Genomic DNA, 21717 nt, shown 5'->3' with positions numbered 1-21717 from the left:
TTAGTGCCTGAAATGTCTAATTCCAGTGAATATCATTGCCATACCGTATTGATTTGCTGCATCAATGACTTCCTGGTCTCTTACAGAACCACCAGGCTGAATTATTGCAGTTACGCCATTTTGTGCAAGGACGTCAATGTTGTCTCTGAAAGGGAAAAATCCGTCAGAGGCTACTACTGTCCCTTTCAGGGGACTCAAAGCGTGCATTGCTCCGATTTTAACCGAAAACACCCTACTTGTCTGACCAATTCCAAGACCTACTGTCCTGTCCTCTCTGGCATAGACAATGGCATTGGATTTTACGTGCTTACATACTTTCCAGGCAAACTTAAGAGCCTTCCACTCATCTTCTGTTGGTTGCCTTTTGGTAACCACTTTAGGCTGTGACAGCTCATCAGTATGCGCATCCCACTGTTGAACAATGAAGCCACCCAGTATGCGTTTCAGGTCAAAACCAGAAGGAACAATTTTTCCGTTCAAAGCAGGAAATTTAAGAATTCTCAGGTTTTTCTTTGTTCCAAAAACTTCAACGGCTTCTCTCTTAAAATCTGGCGCTACAACCACCTCGTAGAAAGTAAGAACAACCTCTTCAGCTGTCTTTTTGTCAACTGTCCTGTTAAAGGCAATTATTCCACCAAAGGCGCTTACAGGGTCACATTCGAAAGCTTTCTTATAAGCTTCATACAGGTTTTCTCCTATTGCAACTCCGCAGGGATTGTTATGCTTTACTATTACGCATACGGGTTCATCAAACTCGGCAGCGAGAAGAACAGCCGAATGGGTGTCAAGATAGTTATTGAAAGACATCTCTTTTCCCTGAAGGATTTCCGCATCTATCAAAGAAGGCTTTTCCCTTAGAGCATATAGAGCTGCGCTCTGATGGGGATTCTCTCCGTATCTCAAAGTTCTTACCATTTTTAGCGGAACTGTCCATTCATCTCTGTAGGCTAATGAGTCTGCCATTGGAGAGACTGTTTTTTCAAAGTAATCAGCTATTATAGCGTCATATCTTGCCGTATGAGCAAAAACTTTCTTTGCCATTTCAAATCTTCTTTCAAGGGATAGTCCTTCTTTTTTTAAATCCTCAATTACTGAAGGATAGTCATCGGGGTCAACAACAACTACTACATCTCTGTAGTTTTTTGCTGCAGCCCTAAGCATTGTAGGACCACCGATGTCAATGTTTTCAATGGCCTCTTCGAGTGTTATTCCTTCCTTGCTTATTGTCTCTTCAAACGGATATAAATTAACCACAACCATGTCAATTGGCTTAATACCAAGCCTGTCCATAGCTTCTATATCATCTTTGTTATCCCTTCTTGCCAGAATGCCTCCGTGAATTAGTGGATGGAGAGTTTTCACTCTTCCGTCCATTATCTCTGGAAAGCCTGTGTGCTGAGAGACGTCTATTACTCTAATTCCAGACTCTCTTAAAAGCTTAGCTGTTCCTCCTGTTGAAAGTATCTCTGCGCCTAATCTGCTTAATTCGCTTGCAAACTCAACTACGCCCCTTTTGTCAGACACACTAATTAAAGCCCTCTTAATCACCCCCGCACCTCCCTGTGATATTCCTGAATTGATTTTATACTTACAGGATGTTCTTTTAATCTTCTTATTGCCCTTACAATTGCATTTGCACCAGAGATAGTTGTTGTATAGGGAATTTTATACTGAAGAGCTCCTCTTCTTATGTACATTGAATCTCGCTGCGCCTGCTTTCCAAAAACTGTATTTATAATAAAGCTTATCTGCCTGTTTTTAATCAGGTCAAGAACATTTGGTCTTCCTTCCTGAAGTTTGTTGATTTTTTCCACAGTCAAACCTTTATCTATCAGATAATTTGCTGTTCCGTGCGTTGCTATTACTGTGAAACCAAGCTCTATAAATTCCTTTGCAATGTTCAATACCTGTGCCTTGTCTTTATCTTTTACGCTTATGAAGACTTTGCCGTTTAGAGGAATCTTGCCCATAGCACTCATCTGAGCCTTAGCATAGGCAAGACCGAAGTCTTCATCTATTCCCATTACCTCACCGGTTGACTTCATCTCAGGACCGAGTATTATGTCAACCTCGGGAAATTTATCAAAAGGAAATATGGCTTCTTTTACTGTTACATAGGGAGTTTTTATATCCTCCGTAAACCCAAGTTCTTTAAGAGTCTTGCCAACCATTATCTTGGCTGCCAGCTGGGCAAGTGGAATGCCTATACTTTTGCTAACATACGGAATGGTTCTTGATGCTCTTGGATTTACCTCAAGGACATATATATCAGAGTCTTTGATTGCATACTGAACATTCATGAGCCCCTTGACTTCAAGCTCTTTTGCTATGGCAATCGTTTCCTCTTTTATCTTATTTATAATCTCCTTGGAAAGTGAATAAGGTGGCAGAGAACAGGCTGAGTCTCCCGAGTGAATTCCAGCCTCCTCAATATGTTGCATTATGCCTGCTACAACCACATCCTCTCCATCGGAGATTGCGTCTACGTCTACTTCAATAGCATCTTCAAGATATCTATCAATGAGCACTGGATGGTCTTCAGAGGCTTTAACTGCTTCTCTCATATATCTTCTCAAAGACTCTTCATCGTATACTATCTCCATGGCCCGTCCACCTAAAACATAAGAAGGTCTAACCAATATGGGATAGCCAAGCTCACTGGCAATTTTAAGAGCCTCATCAAGAGAAGTTGCCGTTCCACTGGGAGGTTGTCTAAGAGCGAGTTTATCAACAAGCTCTTTAAAACGTCTCCTGTCTTCTGCTCTGTCAATAGCATCAGCCTTTGTTCCGAGAATATTAACTCCATGAGCTTCGAGAGCTTTTGCAAGTTTAAGAGGTGTCTGTCCACCGAACTGAAGTATCACACCTAAAGGCTTTTCTCTCTCAATTATATGTAAAACATCTTCGAGGGTGAGAGGCTCAAAGTAAAGTCTGTCGGAGGTATCATAATCGGTGCTTACTGTCTCGGGGTTACAGTTAATCATTATTGTTTCATATCCAAGTTCTCTCAAGCCAAATACTGAGTGAACACAGCAGTAGTCAAACTCAATTCCTTGACCTATTCTGTTCGGACCTGAACCAAGAATAATTACTTTATCTTTATTTTCCGTCGGTGGAGCATCGGAATCCTTTAGGAATTCACTCTGATGACTTAAAGCTATTGTGTAAAAACCTCTCTCATAACTTGAATACATATAAGGTGTATATGCAACAAACTCGGCTGCACAGGTATCAACGAGTTTGTAGACAGGTTTTATATCAAGCCTTTCTCTTAGCTGCCTTATATCTTCCTCTGATTTCTTTAAAAGTGAGGCTATTCTTCTGTCTGAAAGTCCATTTTGCTTGGCTTCAAATATAATTTCTTTGAGAGTCTCATCGGTCGCACTGAATTGAAGTTTTCTAAGACGGCCTTCAATCTCCACAATCTCCTTTATGTTGTTAAGAAACCATCGGTCTATTCCACTAAGTTCATATATCTCATCTATACTAAATCCTCTTCTTATTGCCTCAGCAATATACCAGAGTCTTTCGGCATTAGGATTTTTAATTCTCCATCTTATCTCATCAGAGGAAGCCTCAACTTCCTCAAATCCATAGGAACCTATTTCCAGAGAACGAATTGCCTTGCCAATTGCTTCTTTAAAAGTTCTTCCTATTGACATTACCTCGCCTACAGATTTCATCTGCGTTGTAAGAATAGGATTTGCCTCGGGAAATTTCTCAAAGGTAAAACGGGGAATTTTAACAACCACATAGTCAAGGGTGGGTTCAAAGCTTGCGGGTGTAACCTTAGTAATATCATTTGGTATTTCCTCGAGGGTGTAGCCTACAGCAAGCTTAGCAGCTATTTTTGCTATTGGAAAGCCTGTGGCTTTACTTGCTAAGGCAGAACTACGGGACACGCGAGGATTCATCTCTATTATGACCATCCTGCCATTTTTAGGATTTACGGCAAACTGAATGTTACTTCCTCCTGTATCAACACCGATTTCTCTTATTGCTTTTATGGCGCTGTCACGCATTATCTGATACTCTCTGTCTGTAAGTGTCTGGGCAGGCGCAACCGTTATGGAGTCGCCTGTGTGAACTCCCATGGGGTCAAAGTTTTCAATGGAACAGATTATTACTACATTGTCTGCCCTATCCCTCATTACTTCAAGCTCAAACTCCTTCCAGCCTAACAAGCTTTCCTCAACAAGCACCTGACTTACCGGACTAAGTTTGAGCCCCCTGTCAAGAAGTTCTTTGTATTCCTCAATATTGTATGCCACACCACCTCCTGTGCCTCCCAGAGTAAAGGCAGGTCTCAGTATGGCTGGAAAACCAATCCAATCTATTACCTCGAGTCCCTCTTTGAGGCTACATACAGCAGCTGAGCGAGGTAGGTCAAGACCTATCTTTGCCATGGCATCTTTAAATAACTGCCTGTCTTCTGCTTTCTTTATAGCCTGAAGATTTGCGCCAATTAACTCGACCGAATACTTATCAAGCACACCGGCATTACCAAGCTCTACGGCAAGATTTAGGGCTGTCTGTCCACCCAGGGTTGGAAGTAAGGCATCAGGCCTTTCCTTTTTTATAATAAGCTCCAGAATTTCGGCAGTCAGGGGCTCGATGTAGGTAGAGTCTGCCATTGAGGGGTCTGTCATAATTGTTGCAGGATTTGAATTCACAAGAACAACCTTGTAACCTTCCTGTTTAAGAGCTTTACAGGCCTGTGCACCGGAGTAATCAAACTCGCAGGCTTGTCCGATTATAATCGGACCTGAACCGATTATCATTATCTTTTTTATATCCGTTCTTTTTGGCATACTATCTTAAAAGCTCCTCCAATCCTTTTAGTCTTTTTATTTCTCTCTCAAGAGCAAGCTTGGTTTCATAAAGTTTTTTAATCTCTTTATTGCTCAGTAAGTCTTCTGTTATGTCTGAGGCTTTTATTTTAAGCCTTTCTTCAAGCTCGTTTAGCTGCTTTTCATAGCTCTTTATGTAGTCTTTGCATATTTTGATTTCCCGCATCGTTGAAATCCATACTTCATCATAGGTTATTGACATTACCCTTCTCCACTCTCCCTATATCCCCTCATATTCTCTTACAATCTCCCTGAACCTCTCAAAAACATCAAGGGCATCATTAGGTCCTGGTCCTGCTTCGGGGTGGTGTTGAACGGAAAAAACAGGATACTCTACGTGCTCCATTCCCTCTTCTGTTCCGTCATAAAGATTTTTATGGGTAAGTCTTACCTGGCCTTTTACACTCTCGATATCAACGCAGTAGTTATGATTTTGGGCGGTAATAGAAATCTTACCAGTCTTTAAATCTTTTACGGGATGATTTCCTCCGTGATGACCGAATTTCAGTTTGTATGTCTTTCCACCTAAGGCAAGTCCAATTAGTTGATGTCCAAGGCATATGCCAAAAAGAGGCTTTTTGCCAATAATTTTCTTAATATTATCTACAGCATAGGAGAGAATCTGAGGGTCACCAGGCCCATTACTAAGCATTACACAGTTCGGAGACATCTCCAAAAGAGCCTCTGCAGGTGTTGTGCCCGGAACAACATAAACAGAAAAGCCAACTCGTTTAAGATTTCTCAGTATATTCAGTTTTACTCCGTAATCGTATACTATACAGAAAGGAGAGTTCTCTTCCCTGTGATACCAATAGGGCTCTGTGCACATCATGGCTTTAACATGGTCAATCTCTGATATATCTGGATGGGCTTTAACTTTTTCGTGGAGACTAACAGGGTCTGTATCTTCTGTTGATATAATTCCCATCTGAGCGCCTTTATCCCTGAGATGTTTTGTAAGTGCCCGAGTATCTATTCCTTGAATTCCAACAATTTTATGCCTGCTTAGATAATCTCCCAAACTTTCCTCTGACCTCCAGTTGCTTGGATAGTCCTTGTATTCTCTCACGACAAAACCCTCTACCTTTGGAACGCCCGAGGATTCTATGTCCTCATGATTTACTCCGTAATTTCCAATCTGGGTATAGGTCATAACCACAATCTGTCCTTTGTATGAAGGGTCTGTAAGGATTTCCTGATATCCTGTCATTGAAGTATTGAAAACTACTTCTCCTATGGTCTCTCCCTCTGCCCCAAAGGAGAAACCTTCAAATACAGTTCCGTCTTTTAAAACTAATATGGCTTTCTTCACAATAACTCCCTCATGTCAAAAAATTTTTTTCCTTTTATTGTTATTAACACCTTTCCAGTGAGTTCCCATCCATCAAAAGGCGTATTTTTACCAAGTGAGGCCAGTTTATCTTTGTCTACCCTCCATTTTCTGTTTATATCGACTAAAATAAGGTCTGCTGATGCTCCTTCTTTTATACCTTCTTTTTTAATCTTTAGGATTTTTGCGGGATTCACAGTAAGCTTTTCAATAAGCTGTTTTAAAGTTAACACTCCTTCGTGAACAAGACCAAGGCTTAGGGCAAAAGCTGTCTCAAGGCCTGATATTCCGTTTAAAGCCTCCTGAAAGGGAACTTTTTTCTCATCGATGTGATGGGGAGCATGGTCTGTTGCTATAACGTCAATTGTTCCATCCCGAAGAGCCTCTTTTATGGCTTCTTTGTCTTCTTCAGAGCGAAGGGGAGGATTCATTTTCGCATTGGTGTTGTAGTCTTTCACAGCTTCCTCTGTTAGAGTGAAGTAGTGGGGACAAGTCTCTGCTGTTACAGGTATACCGTGTTGTTTTGCATATTTTATTAACTCTACAGAGCCTTGTGTCGATACATGGGCAATATGCAAAGGAGCTTTAGAATACTTACTTAGTATTATGTCCCTCGCTACCATGACTTCCTCAGAGGCTTTCGTTATTCCCTTAAGCCCCATGAGAAAAGACAGCTTGCCTTCGTTCATAACACCGTCTTCACTTAGGCTTAAATCTTCGCAGTGAGAGATAATCGGAGCTCCTACTGATTTTGAGTAGTCAAGGGCTCTCCTCATAACCATTGAATTCATCACAGGCATTCCATCATCAGAAAAGGCAACACAGCCTGCCTCCTTTAGCATGGCCATCTCTGATAGTTCCTCACTTTTCTGTCCTTTTGTTACAGCACCTATAGGGAAAACATCGCAATTCCCCTCTTCCTTTGCTTTAGCAAGAATGTAGTAAGTTACCTCTGGATTGTCGTTAACAGGATTTGTGTTTGCCATGCAGCAAACAGAGGTAAATCCGCCTCTAACAGCAGCAAGAGTACCCGTGCGGATTGTCTCTTTGTATTCATAGCCTGGTTCTCTAAGATGGGTGTGCATATCTATAAGGCCAGGGAAAACGTAGAGGTCTTTAGCATCTATTTCTAAGGTTGAATCGGAATTTTTTAAATTTTTGGCAAAAGGCTGATATTTGCTCTTAAATCTAACCTTAGAAATTATACCCTTATCAATAACTATATCCACTATTCCTTCTTTATTTGTAAATGGGTCAATCAGATGGGCATTATAAATTTTGATAATCAACTAAGCCTCCCTGGGTGTTAAAAAATAGATAACAGCCATCCTTGTAGCAATACCGTTTGTAACCTGTCTAAGTATTATAGAACGGGAACTGTCTGCTACTTCTGTGGAAATTTCCACACCTCTGTTCATGGGCCCCGGATGCATAACTATAGCATCCTCTTTAAGATACGAAAAGACATGCCTCTTTAGTCCCCACATGTGAAAATACTCTTTCAACGAGGGTATGAAAGCGCCCTTCTGTCTTTCAAGTTGAATTCTTAAGAGCATCACCACGTCAACATCGCTTATTCCCTCTCTGAGGTCATAAAAAATTCTTACATTATCGGGTGCATCGGAGGGCAGAAGAGTTGGAGGACCAACGAAATTTATCTGAGTGTCAAATTTGCTAAGAAGATATAGATTAGAACGGGCAACCCTGCTGTGAAGTATATCACCAACAATAGCGATTTTTAAGCCATCAAGCCTTCCTTTAACTTCAAGAATACTGAAAGCATCAAGCAATGCCTGGGTAGGATGTTCGTTTGTTCCATCACCGGCATTTATAACAGAAGCAGGAGTATGCTCTGCTACAAATCTGGCTGCCCCAGAGGAAGAATGCCTCATTACTATGTAGTCTACATTGTATGCTTCAATGGTTTTCAGCGTATCGTAAAGGGTCTCTCCCTTTACAACACTGCTCATACTTACTGAAAAATTAAGCACATCAAGGCTCAAACGCTTTTCAGCAAGTTCAAAGGATGTTCTTGTCCTGGTAGAAGGCTCAAAGAAAAGATTTATTGCTGTTTTACCCCGAAGGGTAGGAACTTTTTTGATATCTCTCTGAAGAACTTCTTTAAATGCCTTAGCTGTATTGAGAATCTCCTCAATAGTCTGCCTTGAAAGTTCTTTTATTCCGACGAGGTCTTTCATGGCGTTATCAGTACCACTGAGTCTTTTCCTGCAAACTCTCTCAAATAAACCTTTATTTTTTCATTTCTTGAAGTGGGGATATACTTTCCTGTATAATTCGCCATTATTGGCAATTCTCTGTGCCCCCTGTCAATTAGAACAGCCAGTTGAATCTCTGCGGGTCTTCCAAAATCCATAAGGGCATCCATGGCTGCACGAGTAGACCTTCCAGTGTAAAGCACATCGTCAACAAGGATAACTTTTTTTTCATTGATGCTAAAGGGAATGTTAGTAGGTTTAATTGATTTTCTCTTGTTTGAAAGGTTTATGTCGTCTCTGTAAAAGGATATATCAAGAACTCCTACAGGCACATCCATATTCTCGGTATCGCTTATTTTTTTCCTAAGTCTCTCGGCAAGATATACACCTCCCGTTACAATACCCACAAGACAGATATTTTCAGCTCCTTTGTTTTTTTCCAATATCTCGTAGGCAATCCTTGTAAGGATTCGTTCTATTTCCTGCTCATTGAGAAGTTCTTTTTCCATAGGAGAAGATAAACCCTAAATCAATAAATTATACACGATTTTGAGAAAATTTGCACACTTCGCCTAATCCATTGATTTCAGCCAATCTATTCGAAGCTTACAAAATTTAATATTTTTCTGTTACAATAAAAAATCTCCCGATAAGCGGGAGAATTTTATTTTTTGAGGTCTTAAAATGAAAATCGAGGTCTTTGAGATACCAGAAGAAGGTATGGATATTGAAGTAGAAGAAAAGCCCTTACTTGAAGGGATTAAAATCTTAAAGCCCTTTAAGGCTATTATGAGAGTTGAAAAAAAAGAAAGAGAAGTTTTCATAAAAGGTGTAGTTAGTGGAGAAGTTGAACTTCAATGTAGCCGGTGCTTAAAAGATTACATTATGCCAATAAGAACACTATTTGAGATAACCTATCATCCTGTTGAAGAGTTAAATCGGGATGAACTTGTAGAGCTTAAAAGGGACGAGATGGACGTAGATTTTTACAGAGATGGACTAATTGAAACGGAAGACATTGTAAGAGACCAGATATTGCTGAATATACCAATGAAACCGCTCTGTGCAGAAAACTGTAAAGGACTCTGTCCTGTTTGTGGTAATGATTTGAACGAAAAAGACTGTGGATGTGAAATAAAAGAGATAGACCCAAGATTTGCAGCTTTACAATCACTTTTAAGGAGGTTAAAAGCAAATGGCTAATCCAAGACACCGTCATACCCCTTCAAGAAGGGACAAACGCAGAGCAAACTGGAAAGCAGTAGCTCCCAATCTTGCACTGTGTTCTGAATGCAAGGAACCTAAACTTCCCCACAGAGTTTGTCCAAATTGTGGGTCATACAAGGGCAAAAAATTCTTAGAGGTAGAAGAGTAGCTTTAAAAAATGTTAAAAATTGCCGTTGATGCAATGGGGGGAGATTTTGCCCCCGAAGTGAATATTTTAGGTGCTTACGAGGCAGCTTTAGATAATGAAATAGAGATTATCCTTGTAGGCAATAAAGATAAAATCTCTGAGTTTCTGTCCGAAAAAAAGGAATTAAAGGGCAGAATCTCAATTCACCACACCGATGACTGTATTCTCATGGATGAAAATATATCAACAGCCATAAGAAGAAGAAATACATCCATGAGAAAGGCTGTCGAACTCGTAAGAGAAGGAAAAGCAGACGCTGTGCTCAGTGCAGGTAACTCAGCAGCGATGATGGCTCTTAGCTTTCTCCTTCTTGGTAAGCTTTCAAATGTGGACAGGCCTGCCATTGCAACGGTGATGCCCTGTCTCAAAGGACATTTTATACTGCTTGATGCTGGTGCAAATGTAGACTGCAAAGCCGAACATCTTCTTCAGTTTGCCTTTATGGGCGATGCCTATCATAAGGCTCTTTTCAATTCAAAATCACCGAAAATAGCCCTGCTAAGCATAGGCGAGGAAGGCTCAAAGGGAAATGAAGCCACAAAAGAAGCCTTTAAAATGCTTCAGAATACGACTCTTAACTTTATTGGAAACATAGAGGGAAAGGATATATTTTTTGGGTCTGCTGATGTTGTAGTATGTGATGGCTTTGTAGGAAATATAGTTTTAAAAGTAGGTGAGGGACTTGCAGAGGCACTGATGAAAATGCTTAAAAGAGAAATTACTGACCTTATTACAGGACGACTCGGATACATGATGATAAAACCAGCTGTTAAAAGCTTCAGAAAAAAGGTTGACTACTCAGAATACGGAGGAGCTCTGCTTCTGGGAATAAACGGAACGAGCCTAATATGTCATGGAAGGTCATCAGCCAAAGCAATCAAAAATGCCATAAGAGTTGCCACAGAAATGGCAAAAAAGGAGATATACAGAAGGATTTCAGAAAGTCTAAAATCAACGGAGGATATAGATGAAAGCAAGAGTAGTATCAACAGGCTCTTATGTTCCTGAAAAAGTTCTTACAAACTTTGACCTTGAAAAAATGGTTGATACATCCGATGAATGGATAACAGAGAGAACGGGAATAAAAGAACGAAGAATAGCCTCTCCAGAGCAAGCAACAAGTGATCTTGCCTATGAAGCATCCCTAAAAGCCCTAAAAAAGGCAGGACTGAAGCCCGAAGATATTGACCTCATAGTATTAGCAACGGTAACTCCCGACATGCTTGTTCCGTCAGCAGCCTGTATACTTCAGATGAAACTTGGTGCAAAAAATGCCGTTGCCTTTGACATAAACGGTGCATGCACAGGATTTGTTTATGCCCTGTCTGTAGCAGAAAAATTTATAAAGACTGGAGCATCAAAAAGAGCTCTTGTAATAGGTGCAGAGACTCTTTCAAGATTTACCGATTTTACAGACAGAAGCATATGCGTTTTACTTGCCGATGGAGCAGGAGCGGTAATTCTTGAAGGCACAAGAAAAAATGAGGGAATCCAAGTAATTGACATATTCTCCGACGGAACAATGTGGGATTTTATCCACATGCCTGCTGGTGGTTCTAAAATGCCCGTTGATGAGAAGGTGCTACGGGAAAGGCTAAATTTCATAAAAATGAGAGGCAACGAAACCTTTAAAGTAGCCGTTAAAACTCTTGAGGAAGTCGTTGAAACCACTCTCAAGAAAGCAGGAATAACTTCATCTCAACTGGGACTTCTTGTTCCACATCAGGCAAACATAAGAATTATTCAAGCAATGGCAAAAAGACTCGAACTTCCAATGGACAAAGTCATGGTAAATATTGACAGATACGGAAATACATCGGCTGCATCAATACCTATTGCTTTAGATGAAGCAGCAGAAATGGGAAAAATTAAAAAGGGAGATTATGTGATGCTTGCTGCCTTCGGTGCAGGGCTTACGTGGGGTGCAGCACTTATAAAATGGTAAATTAGCCTTTTCTCTTTTCCTTATCTTTTTTATATCGATGGATGTGCCATATTCGGAATAATCTTTCTATTCTGTCTTTGAATAACCATACTGTTACCATTATTACAACTGCTATGCCGGCAAGTCTGAAAAACTTTTCATATTCGTGATGCCTCAGATAGCTTCCTCCCAAAGAAAGTAAAACTGTTCCTAAAAGCCTACCAACTCCTGCAATGACTGTAAACTCAAGAAGGGAAAGTCTACTTAATCCCAAAAAATAACTCAAATAGTCCTTTGGAAAGCCGGGAATTAAAAAAAGAAAAAAAACAAGAAAAGCTCCCTTATGATGAAGTAGATAGTCAAATTTATTTAAAATCAACGGGTCAACAACCCTCTCAACAAAGGGTTTTCCAAAAATTCTTCCCAGCATAAAAGCAAAAACCGACCCAAGAGTAAGGCCGATAGTTGAAAGAATTGCTCCGCCTAAAGTTCCGTAAAGATATCCACCAAGTAAGCCCGTGACCTCCCCAGGAATTGGAGCAGCAACTACCTGAAAAGCCTGAAGTATTATAAATCCAGCAAAACCAAGGGGACCTAAAGAGTTGATGAAGCTCTTGAGTTTTTCCTCATTTAGAAAAAATTCAACTAAACCAGACTCATAGAGAAAAAAAATGATTAAAGAAAGAAGCACTGCAAGGAGCAAAAGCCTCAGCAGTGCCTTCAGAGTAATCTTATTTTTTATCAATCTTTAAATTCTCCAGAAATGGTGATATTAAGTCCATTGGTAAGGGGAAAAGAATGGTAGAGTTCTTCTCAGAAGCAATTTCCTTTAAAGTTTGAAGATATCTCAACTGAAGTGCCGCTGGTTCAGAAGATATAATTCTTGCTGCCTCAGTGAGTTTTTCAGCAGCTTGAAGTTCTCCTTCGGCATGAATAATTTTGGCTCTTCTTTCTCTTTCTGCTTCGGCCTGTCTTGCCATTGCTCTAAGCATCTCTTGCGGAAGGTCTACATTTTTTACTTCCACAGCAGTTACCTTGATTCCCCAAGGCTCTGTCTGAGAGTCAATGACATGCTGAAGCTCTGCATTTATCTGCTCACGATTTGTAAGAAGGTCTTGCAACTCACTCTGTCCAAGTATACTTCTCAGAGTTGTCTGGGCAATCTGGCTTGTGGCATAGTAGAAATCCTCAACAGCTGTTACTGCTTTGATAGGGTCTATTGGCCTGAAATAAACAACCGCATTGACCTTAACAGAGACATTATCTTTTGTAATTATATCCTGTGCTGGCACATCCATTGTGACGATTCTCAAACTTACCTTAACCATCTTGTCAATGACAGGCCATATTAAGACAAGTCCAGGACCCTTTACGGGTATAACTCTTCCAAGCCTGAAAACAACACCCCTTTCATATTCCTTTAGAATCTTGATTGCACTGCTTAAAACGTAAAAAGCCAGAAAAATTATTACAATCAATGAAAGCAGTGAAGTCTCAAAGAACATAAACACCTCCTCTGATTGTTATTTACAATTTTAACATACTTTGCTACACGGAAAGCGTTAATATTTTTTCCTACAAATCAGCTGATAAATGAAAACATAAGAGCTTCCTATTTCTTATTGAGGTTATTGTTTTAAATGAATAAGCCTTTTCTGTTATTATTAATTATGCTTTTTAGATTGGTTTTACAGGAGGAATATTAATGAACTTCTCTTCTTTAGTTCAAAAGAACAGTTCGAAGATAATTTTTATAATTCTTGATGGTATTGGTGGTCTTCCAATTAATGGCAAGACAGAACTGGAGGCAGCATTAAAACCTAATCTGGATAGTCTTGCAAAAACCTCTGCTTGCGGACTGCACATACCTGTCTCACACGGAATCACACCGGGAAGCGGGCCTGGTCATTTTGGCGTTTTCGGTTATGACCCACTGAAATACGAAATAGGAAGAGGTGTGCTTGAGGCTTCAGGACAGGGTATAGATTTACATAAAACAGACGTTGCAATCAGATGTAATTACGCAACCATAAAGGATGGAGTGATAACTGACAGAAGAGCTGGGAGAATCCCAACTGAAAAAAATAAAGAACTCACTGAAAGGCTTGCTAAAGAAATTGAAGAAATCGATGGGGTGAGACTCATCCTAAGCCCTGGTAAAGAACACAGATTTTGCCTCGTGATGAGATTCCCAGACAACATTACCGAAGAAGAAGCAATGGTTTCAGATACAGACCCTCAGAAAGAGGGAAAGCCTCCGGCTGAACCCTCTCCTCTAAATGAAAAATCTAAAAGAGTTGCACAGATTGCAGGGATATTCATTAGAAAAGCCAGCGAGATATTAAAACATGAAGAAAAAGCTAATTTTGTTCTTTTAAGGGGTTTTTCAGCCTTACCACACATACCTCCTTTTGAGGAGAGATTTGGACTTAAAGCTTGTTCAGTAGCAGTTTATCCCATGTACAGAGGAATAACTAAACTTCTCGGCATGAAAGCAGTTGCCGTAGAAGGCGACATAAAAGAGGAGATTGAAACGGTTAAGAGGGTATACAGTGAATTTGACTTCATTTTTCTTCACATAAAAAAGACTGATTCCTATGGAGAAGATGGAAATTTTGAGGGTAAAGTGAAGAAAATAGAAGAATTTGATGCTTTTATTCCAGAAATTCTATCGTTATCGCCTGATGTCCTTGTTATTACAGGAGACCACAGCACTCCCTCACTTCTTAAGTCACACAGCTGGCATCCTGTTCCTCTTCTCATAAAATCTCCTTATGTGCTGGGTGGCACTGTATCTTCCTTCACCGAGAGAGAGTGTTTGAAAGGCGAGCTTGGTATAATTCCTGCAACTGCAATAATGCCTCTCGTGCTTGCCAATTCTCTCAGACTGAGGAAGTTTGGCGCATGATTGACAGCCACTGCCATCTTGAAATGTTCGGAGAAGAAGTCTCAGAGGTTATAAAACGTGCAGAAAAAGCAGGCGTAACAAAAATAATTTCTGTTGCTTCAGACCCAGAAAGTCTCGACAAAATCTTACAGATTGCCGAAAAAAATCCTATTGTATATGCAACAGCGGGAATTCATCCCCATGAAGCAGTAAGTTGGAATGAAGAGCTCAGGGATAAAATATTTGAATTCAGCAGACATCCGAAAGTAGTGGCTATCGGAGAAATTGGCTTAGATTATCACTACAATCACTCTCCAAAAGAAACTCAGCAAAAGGCTTTTAAAGAACAGCTTGAAGTTGCAAATGAACTTGGCTTACCTGTTGTTATACATTCAAGGGAGGCTTTTGAGGATACCTTCGAGATTCTAAAGTCTTCAGGTATAAAGAGAGGAGTTATGCACTGTTTCAGTGGAGATGTCTATCAGGCACAAAAAGCTATTGAATTAGGTATGTTCATATCTATTTCAGGAGTTGTGACCTTTAAAAACTCAAAAAAGATAAAAGAAGTAGCCCGATTTGTTCCAGATGAATACTTATTGGTAGAAACTGATGCTCCCTATCTTGCACCAGAACCATTCAGAGGAAGAAAAAATGAACCAGCTCTCCTAAAATATACAGTTCAAGCCTTGGCAGAGCTTAGAGAGGTCTCCTTTGAAGACATTCAGAGAATAACAACTATCAATACTATGAGACTTTTCCAAATAGGAGAAACTCCAAAAGGAGAGATAGCCTATAAAATAAGAGACTCTCTATATCTCAATATAACAAACAGATGCACCAATGTATGTAAATTCTGTGTAAGATTCCACACAGACTATGTAAAAGGACATAATTTGAGACTTGAAAATGAACCATCTGTGGAGGATTTAATCAGAGCAATAGAGAACCCTAAAAACTACAGAGAAATTGTTTTTTGTGGTTACGGTGAGCCTTTCTTAAGGCTTGACGTAATAAAAGAAGTGGCAAAATGGATTAAGGAAAAAGGAGGAAGGGTCAGAGTTAATACAAATGGTCATGGAAACATCATTCACGGCAGGAGAATTTTACCAGAACTTAAAGGTTTAATAGATTCCATCTCCATAAGCCTTAATGCTCAGGACAGAGAAACTTACAATAAAATCTGCAAGCCTATGTATCCAAATGCCTACGAGGCAGTTATTGATTTCATAAAAGATGCTAAGGAAAATGTTCCATATGTTCAGGTTACTCTTGTAAATCTACCGGAGATAGACATAGATAAATGCAGGGAAATTGCCAATTCCCTTGGTGTGAAGCTAAAAATAAGGCATCTCGACAAGGTAGGATAAAGTGATTAACTCAATAAAAAAAGATTTCTTAAGAGGATTAAAAACAATTAAATTCTGGGCAGAGATTATCTCTGAGAGAATTAAAATTGAGATAAATGTAATCAAGATTACCGCTGAGATAAATACCTTTGCCGAAAAGAGAGATGAGTTTCTAAGAGAGATAGGAAAAGAAGTATGCGAAAACTCTAAAACAGACACAGGGGAAAATCAAAAAATAACAACTTTAATTAGAAAAGTAAGGGAGTTAGAGGCAGAAATAGAAGACAAAAGGAAAAAATTGACGGAGCTTGAGGAGATAAGCCGATGGAGGTTTTGATTTTATTTGTCTTTGGTCTAATAGTTGGCTCTTTTCTAAATGTGTGCATTTACAGAATACCAAGACAGATATCAATAATAAAACCCTTTTCTTTCTGCCCTTCTTGTAAAAACAAGATAAAGCCTTATCACAATATTCCTATTTTTAGCTACTTTTTTCTCAGGGGAAAATGTGCATACTGCGGAGATTCCATATCCCTCAGATATCCGCTGGTAGAGTTTTTGAATGGCGTCCTTTATGTCTTAGCATTTCTTAATTTTGGACTTACTCTGATATTACCATTTGTTTTAATCTTTATATCGGCTCTTTTAGTAATATCTTTCATAGATATTGATTTCCAGATTATTCCCGATACAATCTCTATTCCTCTAATAGCTATTGGTCTTATTGTATCTCTCATACCTCATGGGTTTTCAAATCTTTCAGAAGGGCTCATAGAGTCTATTATAGGAATCCTCGTTGGTGGTGGTAGTCTGCTACTCATATCAATAATAAGCAGAGGAGGCATGGGAGGTGGAGACATCAAACTCAATGCGGCAGTTGGTTCATTTATGGGATGGAAATCAGCTGTTCTTACCATTTTTATAGGAAGCCTTCTGGGTTCTATCATTGGCATAATAATTCTCAAAAAAACTGGCAACAGAAAAATCCCTTTCGGCCCTTATCTTGCCATAGGAGCTTTAGTAAGCCTGTTCATGGCTGATAAAATTTTAGATTGGTATTTACGATAAGGTTATGTTTAAAGAATCGCCTGCATTCATATGGTATGGTCAAGAAAAAACCGTAAAACCCGTAAAAAGAATTCCTCAGGTAGATATTAATAAACTCATTGGAATTGAAAAACAAAAGGAACTGCTACTTTCAAACACAAAGGCTTTTTTAGAGGGAAAAAGGGCAAATAATGTCCTTTTATGGGGCGAGAGAGGAACAGGAAAAACAACTTTAATAAGAGCATTGATTAATTACTTTAAGAATTCTCCTCTCAAAATCGTTCAGACTCTAAAAAGCGATATAGCCACAATACCTTTCCTGTATGACTTGATTTACGAGAATAGAGAATTTAGATTCATAATTTTCATCGATGATCTTTCTTTCAATGAAAACGAACAAGAGTTCAGAGACTTAAAAATTATAATGGACGGCGGGATTGAAGAAATACCAGAGAATTCGGTAATATATGCTACCTCAAACAGAAGAAGTCTTATGCCAGCCATGTCGCAGTCAGAAAACGAACTTTTTCCTGAAGACAGCCTACAGGAGAGAGCCTCACTAATAGAGAGATTTGGATTAAGAATAGGTTTTTATAGATTTTCCGAAGATGAGTATTTTGAAATCGTAAAGCATTATGCGAACGCTGAAGGAATAAATCTTTCCGAGGATGAACTCACTCAAAAAGCTCGCCAATGGGCTTTAATTCACGGCACAACAGGAAGGTCGGCCTATCAATTCATCCTAAGCCTTAGTATTCTTTAGAGCGAGCTTATTAAGGGCATTTATATAAGCCTTTGCAGATGCAACTATTATATCAGTATCAGAACCGTGCCCTCTTACTGTATGACCTCCTTCTTCAAGTATCACAGTAACCTCTCCAAGTGCATCAGTGCCACCAGTTATTGCTTTTATCTCAAATTTGTTTAGTTCAGCCTTTGAGCCTGTTAATTCGGTAATGGCTTTGTATACAGAGTCTACAGGGCCGTCTCCTGATACTGTAATTTCTTTAGTCTCACCGTTTATTTTCATCTGCACTTTAGCAGTTGGTTTTTTATTTGTGCCACTTGACACTTCAAGGTCAACGAGCTGATAAACCTCGGCAATTCTTAAAACCTCGTCGGACACTAATGCTTCTATATCCTCGTTGAATATATATTTTTTCTGGTCAGCAAGCTTTTTAAATCTTTCAAAGGCACGATTCAGCTCTTCATCGTTAAGAGTAAATCCAAGCTCTTCAAGTCTTTTCTTGAAAGCGTGTCTGCCAGAATGTTTGCCAAGAACTATCTTTGAACTTGGAATTCCTATATCCTCTGGCCTCATTATTTCATAGGTTGTTCTTTCTTTTAAAACACCGTCCTGATGAATTCCTGCCTCATGGGCAAAAGCATTAGCTCCAACAATTGCCTTATTAGGCTGAACAACCATACCTGTAATCTTAGTTATAAGCCTACTTGTTCTGTAAATCTCCTGTGTTACAATTCCAGTATCAGCTTTGAAAAAGTCATTTCTTACTTTCAAAGCCATGACTATCTCTTCCATTGCTGCGTTTCCTGCTCTCTCACCAATTCCGTTTATCGTGCATTCCACCTGTCCAGCACCCTTAAGAATTGCCGTAAGAGAATTGGCAACAGCAAGACCTAAGTCATTGTGACAGTGAACACTAATTGTGGCTTTGTCTATATTGGGAACTTTGTTCATTAAGTATTCAATCAATTCGCCATATTCCTGAGGAATTGTATATCCAACCGTATCAGGTATATTGACTGTTGTTGCTCCTGCTTTTATTACTTCTTCGGTTACTTTACAAAGATAGTCCCAGTCTGAACGGGTTGCATCTTCCGCTGAAAACTCAACATCATCAGTATACTGCCTTGCCTTTTTTACAGCCCTAACGGCAGATTCGATTACCTGCTGCCTGTCCATACGGAGTTTGTATTTAAGATGAATATCTGAAGTTGCTATAAAAGTATGAATTCTCCTTTGCTCTGCCGGCTTTAAAGCTTCCGCAGCTCTTTCAATATCTTCATCACGGGTTCTACAAAGTCCTGCAATTGTAACCCCCTTTATCTCCCTTGAAATTCTGTTTACTGCTTCAAAATCTCCTGGAGAGGCTATGGGAAATCCTGCTTCTATTATGTCCACACCTAACTTTTTTAGTTGCTTGGCCACTTGAATTTTTTCTTCCACGTTCATTGATGCTCCAGGAGACTGCTCTCCATCTCTCAGAGTAGTATCAAATATTTTTATTCTCCTCATCTTGCACCTCTGATTTTTTTCTTTTCTGTCTAATTAGAATTATTATATTTTCAATTATACCCCATAAAACATATAGGCTTACAAGTGTAAATATAGCAATATTCGGCAGGATAAATATAAAAAATAGAATAAAAATAAAAATCAAAAGTATCCAACCGGGTTTTTTCTCTCTAAAGTCGATTTCCTTCAATCCATGGAACTTAAGAGTGCTAACCATAAGAAGAGCAAGAAAAGCAGTTGCGGAGAGAAGAAAAAAGTTCCTCTCTGGCTGTAAGTTTAAGACATCAATGTAAAATATTATCAATGCAGAAACCATAGTAGCAGCTCCTGGAATTGGTAAGCCCTTAAAGGACTTTAATATAGAAGTCTGCACATTGAATCTTGCCAGTCTGAGAGCTCCGCAGGCAACAAAGAGAAAACATACGGCAAAACCTATTCTTCCAAAGTCATAGAGAGCAAATTTATAAATAAGAATTGCGGGAGCCACACCAAAAGTAACAAGGTCTGAGAGAGAGTCAAGTTCTATGCCAAACTTTGTGGTTGTTTTAGTAAGTCTTGCTACAAGTCCGTCCAGACCATCGAATATGTTAGCTATTATTATTGCCCATGCGGCATGTATAAATTTGCCATTAATTGCAGAAAGTATTGCATAAAATCCCAGAAAAAGACCGCAAAGAGTAAGCGCATTAGGCAGTACGTAAACTCCCTTTGCAGGTTTTCTATCGGGGTCTCTGTATTTCCTTGTTCCTCTTATCTTTATCATTTTCGCAATGAAGCAATTACTGTTTTTCCTGCCAAGACTTTTTCGCCTTCCTTTACCGAAACCTCAAAAGAAGGGGGTAGACAAATGTCCACCCGGGAACTAAATTTTATCATTCCAAATCTCTGTCCCTTTTTAAGAGTCTCTCCTTCCTTTACCCAGCAAACAGCCCTTCTTGCAACTACTCCGGCAACCTGTCTGATTATTATGTCTCCTGCTTCAGTTTGAAGTGTGATTTTAATATTCTCGTTTTCTCTGTATGCCTTTTCTTTGAAAGCAGAAAAAAACTTTCCAGGTGTGTACACTACCTCTTTAACTTTTCCATCAAAAGGAGCTCTGTTCACATGGACATTAAAAGGAGACATGAAAATGCTTATTTCCGAATATGAATCTGGGCAGAGAGTATCTCCGGACTTTCTTATCAATATCACTTTTCCATCGGCAGGAGAAACCAAAAGAGCCGGGTCTTCAGGAACTCTTCTTTCGGGGTCACGAAAAAAGTAGGCAAAGAATAACGCTAATATGAGAAAAACAATTGCTATTGGCTCAAGCCATAGCAAATAAAAGAAGGAGCTTAAAAGTAAAGCTCCTCCTATATAAGGTAATCCTTCTTTCCTAATCATGCCTTTGATTTATCCACAAGTTTTGAGCTCTTAAGCCAAGGCATCATGGCTCTTAGTTTTTCTCCAACCTTTTCAATAGGATGTTCTTCGCCTTTTTTAGTTAAAGCATTGAAAGTTGGCTTTCCAACTTTACATTCAAGAATCCATTCCTTCGCAAACTGTCCACTCTGGATTTCATTAAGAATTTTCTTCATCTCTGCCTTTACAGAATCGTTAATCACTCTGGGACCCCTTGTGAGGTCACCATACTGGGCAGTATTACTTATTGAGTATCGCATTGTTGATATACCACCTTCGTAGATAAGGTCTGCAATAAGCTTTACCTCATGGAGACACTCAAAATAAGCAAGCTCAGGCGGATAGCCAGCCTCAACAAGTGTTTCATAGGCTGCTGTAATGAGAGAAGTTAGACCACCACAGAGAACTACCTGTTCACCGAAAAGGTCTGTTTCTGTTTCATCTTTAAAGGTTGTTTCAATAATGCCAGCCCTTCCTCCACCTATGCCAGCTGCATAAGCAAGAGCAATATCCTTGGTAATCCCTGAAGGGTCTTGATAGACTGCCATTAGACACGGAACACCCATTCCTTTTAAGTATTCACTTCTTACAAGATGGCCAGGTCCTTTTGGAGCAACCATGAAGACGTTAATATCTGAGGATGGAACAATCTGACCAAAGTGAATATTAAATCCGTGCGCAAAAGCAAGAAAAGCACCTTTCTTTATATTCGGCTCTATCTCATTTTTATAAAGCTCTGCCTGAAGTTCATCGGGAGTAAGAATCATTATGATATCTGCTGTTTTAGAAGCCTCGGCAACTGTCATTACTGTAAGTCCTGCATTTTCAGCCTTTTGCCAACTTTTTCCCTTTCTGACTCCAACTATTACATCAAATCCGCTATCTTTAAGATTATTGGCATGGGCATGTCCCTGGCTTCCATAACCTATTATGGCAATTTTTTTTCCTTTAAGAATCTCAGTGTTGACGTCAATATCGTAATAGATTTTCACTTCTACACCTCCATATTTGTTGTAAGAGAGTATTCATCAGCTTGTAACCTATT

Annotated in this window: 22 protein-coding genes; 9 read left to right on the top strand and 13 right to left on the bottom strand. The window is 39.4% G+C overall.

Annotated elements, in window-relative coordinates; genetic code table 11:
• Genes purH through pyrR form a run of 7 tightly spaced genes read right to left on the bottom strand, consistent with a single transcriptional unit; the run spans position 1 to position 8905 of the window.
• Positions 1 to 1548 carry a bifunctional phosphoribosylaminoimidazolecarboxamide formyltransferase/IMP cyclohydrolase gene (purH, locus tag ACZ430_RS09935; protein ID WP_297213256.1) on the bottom strand — a complete coding sequence of 516 codons (1548 nt, stop codon included), beginning with the start codon at positions 1546 to 1548 and terminating at the stop codon, positions 1 to 3.
• On the bottom strand, positions 1545 to 4811 hold the full coding sequence (carB, locus tag ACZ430_RS09930; RefSeq protein WP_464910585.1) for a carbamoyl-phosphate synthase large subunit: 3267 nt from the start codon (positions 4809 to 4811) through the stop codon (positions 1545 to 1547). The genes purH and carB overlap by 4 nt, the downstream gene beginning before the upstream one ends.
• A 1-nt stretch (position 4812) precedes the next feature.
• On the bottom strand, positions 4813 to 5052 hold the full coding sequence (locus ACZ430_RS09925) for a hypothetical protein (RefSeq protein WP_297213262.1): 240 nt from the start codon (positions 5050 to 5052) through the stop codon (positions 4813 to 4815).
• An 18-nt stretch (positions 5053 to 5070) separates the two neighbouring features.
• Complete coding sequence (gene carA, locus ACZ430_RS09920) at positions 5071 to 6162, bottom strand: glutamine-hydrolyzing carbamoyl-phosphate synthase small subunit (protein WP_297213265.1); 1092 nt, start codon at positions 6160 to 6162, stop codon at positions 5071 to 5073.
• Positions 6159 to 7469 (bottom strand): dihydroorotase, encoded by a 1311-nt coding sequence (locus ACZ430_RS09915; protein ID WP_297213268.1) that lies wholly within the window; start codon positions 7467 to 7469, stop codon positions 6159 to 6161. The genes carA and ACZ430_RS09915 overlap by 4 nt, the downstream gene beginning before the upstream one ends.
• On the bottom strand, positions 7470 to 8378 hold the full coding sequence (locus tag ACZ430_RS09910; protein WP_297213271.1) for an aspartate carbamoyltransferase catalytic subunit: 909 nt from the start codon (positions 8376 to 8378) through the stop codon (positions 7470 to 7472).
• Positions 8375 to 8905, bottom strand: a complete 531-nt coding sequence (pyrR, locus tag ACZ430_RS09905) for a bifunctional pyr operon transcriptional regulator/uracil phosphoribosyltransferase PyrR (protein ID WP_297213274.1) — start codon at positions 8903 to 8905, stop codon at positions 8375 to 8377. The genes ACZ430_RS09910 and pyrR overlap by 4 nt, the downstream gene beginning before the upstream one ends.
• Positions 8906 to 9080: 175 nt before the next feature.
• Here pyrR and ACZ430_RS09900 point away from each other — a divergent pair, with 175 nt between their 5' ends.
• Genes ACZ430_RS09900 through ACZ430_RS09885 form a run of 4 tightly spaced genes read left to right on the top strand, consistent with a single transcriptional unit; the run spans position 9081 to position 11755 of the window.
• Positions 9081 to 9599: a YceD family protein gene (locus tag ACZ430_RS09900; protein WP_297213277.1), complete on the top strand. Its 519-nt coding sequence runs from the start codon at positions 9081 to 9083 to the stop codon at positions 9597 to 9599.
• On the top strand, positions 9592 to 9771 hold the full coding sequence (gene rpmF, locus ACZ430_RS09895) for a 50S ribosomal protein L32 (RefSeq protein WP_297213280.1): 180 nt from the start codon (positions 9592 to 9594) through the stop codon (positions 9769 to 9771). The genes ACZ430_RS09900 and rpmF overlap by 8 nt, the downstream gene beginning before the upstream one ends.
• 9 nt (positions 9772 to 9780) lie before the next feature.
• Positions 9781 to 10818, top strand: coding sequence for a phosphate acyltransferase PlsX (plsX, locus tag ACZ430_RS09890; protein WP_297213283.1), 1038 nt, complete (start codon positions 9781 to 9783; stop codon positions 10816 to 10818).
• The gene (locus ACZ430_RS09885; protein WP_297213286.1) at positions 10778 to 11755 is read left to right on the top strand and encodes a beta-ketoacyl-ACP synthase III; all 978 of its coding nucleotides are present in this window, start codon (positions 10778 to 10780) and stop codon (positions 11753 to 11755) included. Before plsX ends, ACZ430_RS09885 begins: the two co-directional genes overlap by 41 nt.
• Position 11756: 1 nt before the next feature.
• Here ACZ430_RS09885 and ACZ430_RS09880 read toward each other — a convergent pair whose 3' ends face one another.
• Positions 11757 to 12479: a TVP38/TMEM64 family protein gene (locus ACZ430_RS09880; protein ID WP_297213289.1), complete on the bottom strand. Its 723-nt coding sequence runs from the start codon at positions 12477 to 12479 to the stop codon at positions 11757 to 11759.
• On the bottom strand, positions 12466 to 13239 hold the full coding sequence (locus ACZ430_RS09875; protein ID WP_297213292.1) for a slipin family protein: 774 nt from the start codon (positions 13237 to 13239) through the stop codon (positions 12466 to 12468). Before ACZ430_RS09875 ends, ACZ430_RS09880 begins: the two co-directional genes overlap by 14 nt.
• 200 nt (positions 13240 to 13439) lie before the next feature.
• Between ACZ430_RS09875 and ACZ430_RS09870 the strand changes: the two genes are divergently transcribed.
• From ACZ430_RS09870 to ACZ430_RS09850, 5 genes are read left to right on the top strand one after another with little or no spacing between them, the layout of a single operon-like run.
• Positions 13440 to 14642, top strand: coding sequence for a 2,3-bisphosphoglycerate-independent phosphoglycerate mutase (locus ACZ430_RS09870; RefSeq protein WP_297213296.1), 1203 nt, complete (start codon positions 13440 to 13442; stop codon positions 14640 to 14642).
• Complete coding sequence (locus tag ACZ430_RS09865) at positions 14639 to 15988, top strand: TatD family hydrolase (RefSeq protein ID WP_297213298.1); 1350 nt, start codon at positions 14639 to 14641, stop codon at positions 15986 to 15988. The genes ACZ430_RS09870 and ACZ430_RS09865 overlap by 4 nt, the downstream gene beginning before the upstream one ends.
• A gap of 1 nt (position 15989) precedes the next feature.
• Positions 15990 to 16304 (top strand): hypothetical protein, encoded by a 315-nt coding sequence (locus tag ACZ430_RS09860; protein ID WP_297213301.1) that lies wholly within the window; start codon positions 15990 to 15992, stop codon positions 16302 to 16304.
• A complete protein-coding gene (locus ACZ430_RS09855; protein WP_297213303.1) occupies positions 16292 to 17035 on the top strand; it encodes a prepilin peptidase in 744 nt (247 codons plus the stop codon). Before ACZ430_RS09860 ends, ACZ430_RS09855 begins: the two co-directional genes overlap by 13 nt.
• Before the next feature lie 4 nt (positions 17036 to 17039).
• Positions 17040 to 17777, top strand: a complete 738-nt coding sequence (locus ACZ430_RS09850; protein ID WP_297213305.1) for an ATP-binding protein — start codon at positions 17040 to 17042, stop codon at positions 17775 to 17777.
• Here the strand turns inward: ACZ430_RS09850 and ACZ430_RS09845 are convergent.
• From ACZ430_RS09845 to ilvC, 4 genes are read right to left on the bottom strand one after another with little or no spacing between them, the layout of a single operon-like run.
• Complete coding sequence (locus ACZ430_RS09845) at positions 17757 to 19271, bottom strand: 2-isopropylmalate synthase (RefSeq protein ID WP_297213308.1); 1515 nt, start codon at positions 19269 to 19271, stop codon at positions 17757 to 17759. The two genes, ACZ430_RS09850 and ACZ430_RS09845, sit on opposite strands and share 21 nt — an antisense overlap.
• Positions 19249 to 20034 carry a CDP-diacylglycerol--serine O-phosphatidyltransferase gene (pssA, locus tag ACZ430_RS09840; protein WP_297213311.1) on the bottom strand — a complete coding sequence of 262 codons (786 nt, stop codon included), beginning with the start codon at positions 20032 to 20034 and terminating at the stop codon, positions 19249 to 19251. Before pssA ends, ACZ430_RS09845 begins: the two co-directional genes overlap by 23 nt.
• Entirely contained in the window at positions 20031 to 20654 is a 624-nt protein-coding gene (locus ACZ430_RS09835; RefSeq protein WP_297213313.1) for a phosphatidylserine decarboxylase family protein, read from the bottom strand. Before ACZ430_RS09835 ends, pssA begins: the two co-directional genes overlap by 4 nt.
• On the bottom strand, positions 20651 to 21664 hold the full coding sequence (gene ilvC, locus ACZ430_RS09830) for a ketol-acid reductoisomerase (protein ID WP_297213316.1): 1014 nt from the start codon (positions 21662 to 21664) through the stop codon (positions 20651 to 20653). The genes ACZ430_RS09835 and ilvC overlap by 4 nt, the downstream gene beginning before the upstream one ends.
• Positions 21665 to 21717 lie beyond the last annotated feature (53 nt).

This window comes from Thermodesulfovibrio sp. TK500a, assembly GCF_055381765.1.
The sequence above is the reverse complement of the archived record's forward strand: the minus strand, read 5'-3'. Positions and strand labels throughout refer to the sequence as shown.

What these genes read in the sequence shown, in the direction of transcription:
- carB (WP_464910585.1), bottom strand. Translation starts at nt 4,811, where the DNA reads ATGCCAAAAAGAACGGATATAAAAAAGATAATGATAATCGGTTCAGGT.
- ACZ430_RS09925 (WP_297213262.1), bottom strand. Translation starts at nt 5,052, where the DNA reads ATGTCAATAACCTATGATGAAGTATGGATTTCAACGATGCGGGAAATC.
- ACZ430_RS09910 (WP_297213271.1), bottom strand. Translation starts at nt 8,378, where the DNA reads ATGAAAGACCTCGTCGGAATAAAAGAACTTTCAAGGCAGACTATTGAG.
- pyrR (WP_297213274.1), bottom strand. Translation starts at nt 8,905, where the DNA reads ATGGAAAAAGAACTTCTCAATGAGCAGGAAATAGAACGAATCCTTACA.
- ACZ430_RS09900 (WP_297213277.1), top strand. Translation starts at nt 9,081, where the DNA reads ATGAAAATCGAGGTCTTTGAGATACCAGAAGAAGGTATGGATATTGAA.
- rpmF (WP_297213280.1), top strand. Translation starts at nt 9,592, where the DNA reads ATGGCTAATCCAAGACACCGTCATACCCCTTCAAGAAGGGACAAACGC.
- plsX (WP_297213283.1), top strand. Translation starts at nt 9,781, where the DNA reads ATGTTAAAAATTGCCGTTGATGCAATGGGGGGAGATTTTGCCCCCGAA.
- ACZ430_RS09885 (WP_297213286.1), top strand. Translation starts at nt 10,778, where the DNA reads ATGAAAGCAAGAGTAGTATCAACAGGCTCTTATGTTCCTGAAAAAGTT.
- ACZ430_RS09875 (WP_297213292.1), bottom strand. Translation starts at nt 13,239, where the DNA reads ATGTTCTTTGAGACTTCACTGCTTTCATTGATTGTAATAATTTTTCTG.
- ACZ430_RS09870 (WP_297213296.1), top strand. Translation starts at nt 13,440, where the DNA reads ATGAACTTCTCTTCTTTAGTTCAAAAGAACAGTTCGAAGATAATTTTT.
- ACZ430_RS09865 (WP_297213298.1), top strand. Translation starts at nt 14,639, where the DNA reads ATGATTGACAGCCACTGCCATCTTGAAATGTTCGGAGAAGAAGTCTCA.
- ACZ430_RS09855 (WP_297213303.1), top strand. Translation starts at nt 16,292, where the DNA reads ATGGAGGTTTTGATTTTATTTGTCTTTGGTCTAATAGTTGGCTCTTTT.
- ACZ430_RS09850 (WP_297213305.1), top strand. Translation starts at nt 17,040, where the DNA reads ATGTTTAAAGAATCGCCTGCATTCATATGGTATGGTCAAGAAAAAACC.
- ACZ430_RS09845 (WP_297213308.1), bottom strand. Translation starts at nt 19,271, where the DNA reads ATGAGGAGAATAAAAATATTTGATACTACTCTGAGAGATGGAGAGCAG.
- pssA (WP_297213311.1), bottom strand. Translation starts at nt 20,034, where the DNA reads ATGATAAAGATAAGAGGAACAAGGAAATACAGAGACCCCGATAGAAAA.
- ACZ430_RS09835 (WP_297213313.1), bottom strand. Translation starts at nt 20,654, where the DNA reads ATGATTAGGAAAGAAGGATTACCTTATATAGGAGGAGCTTTACTTTTA.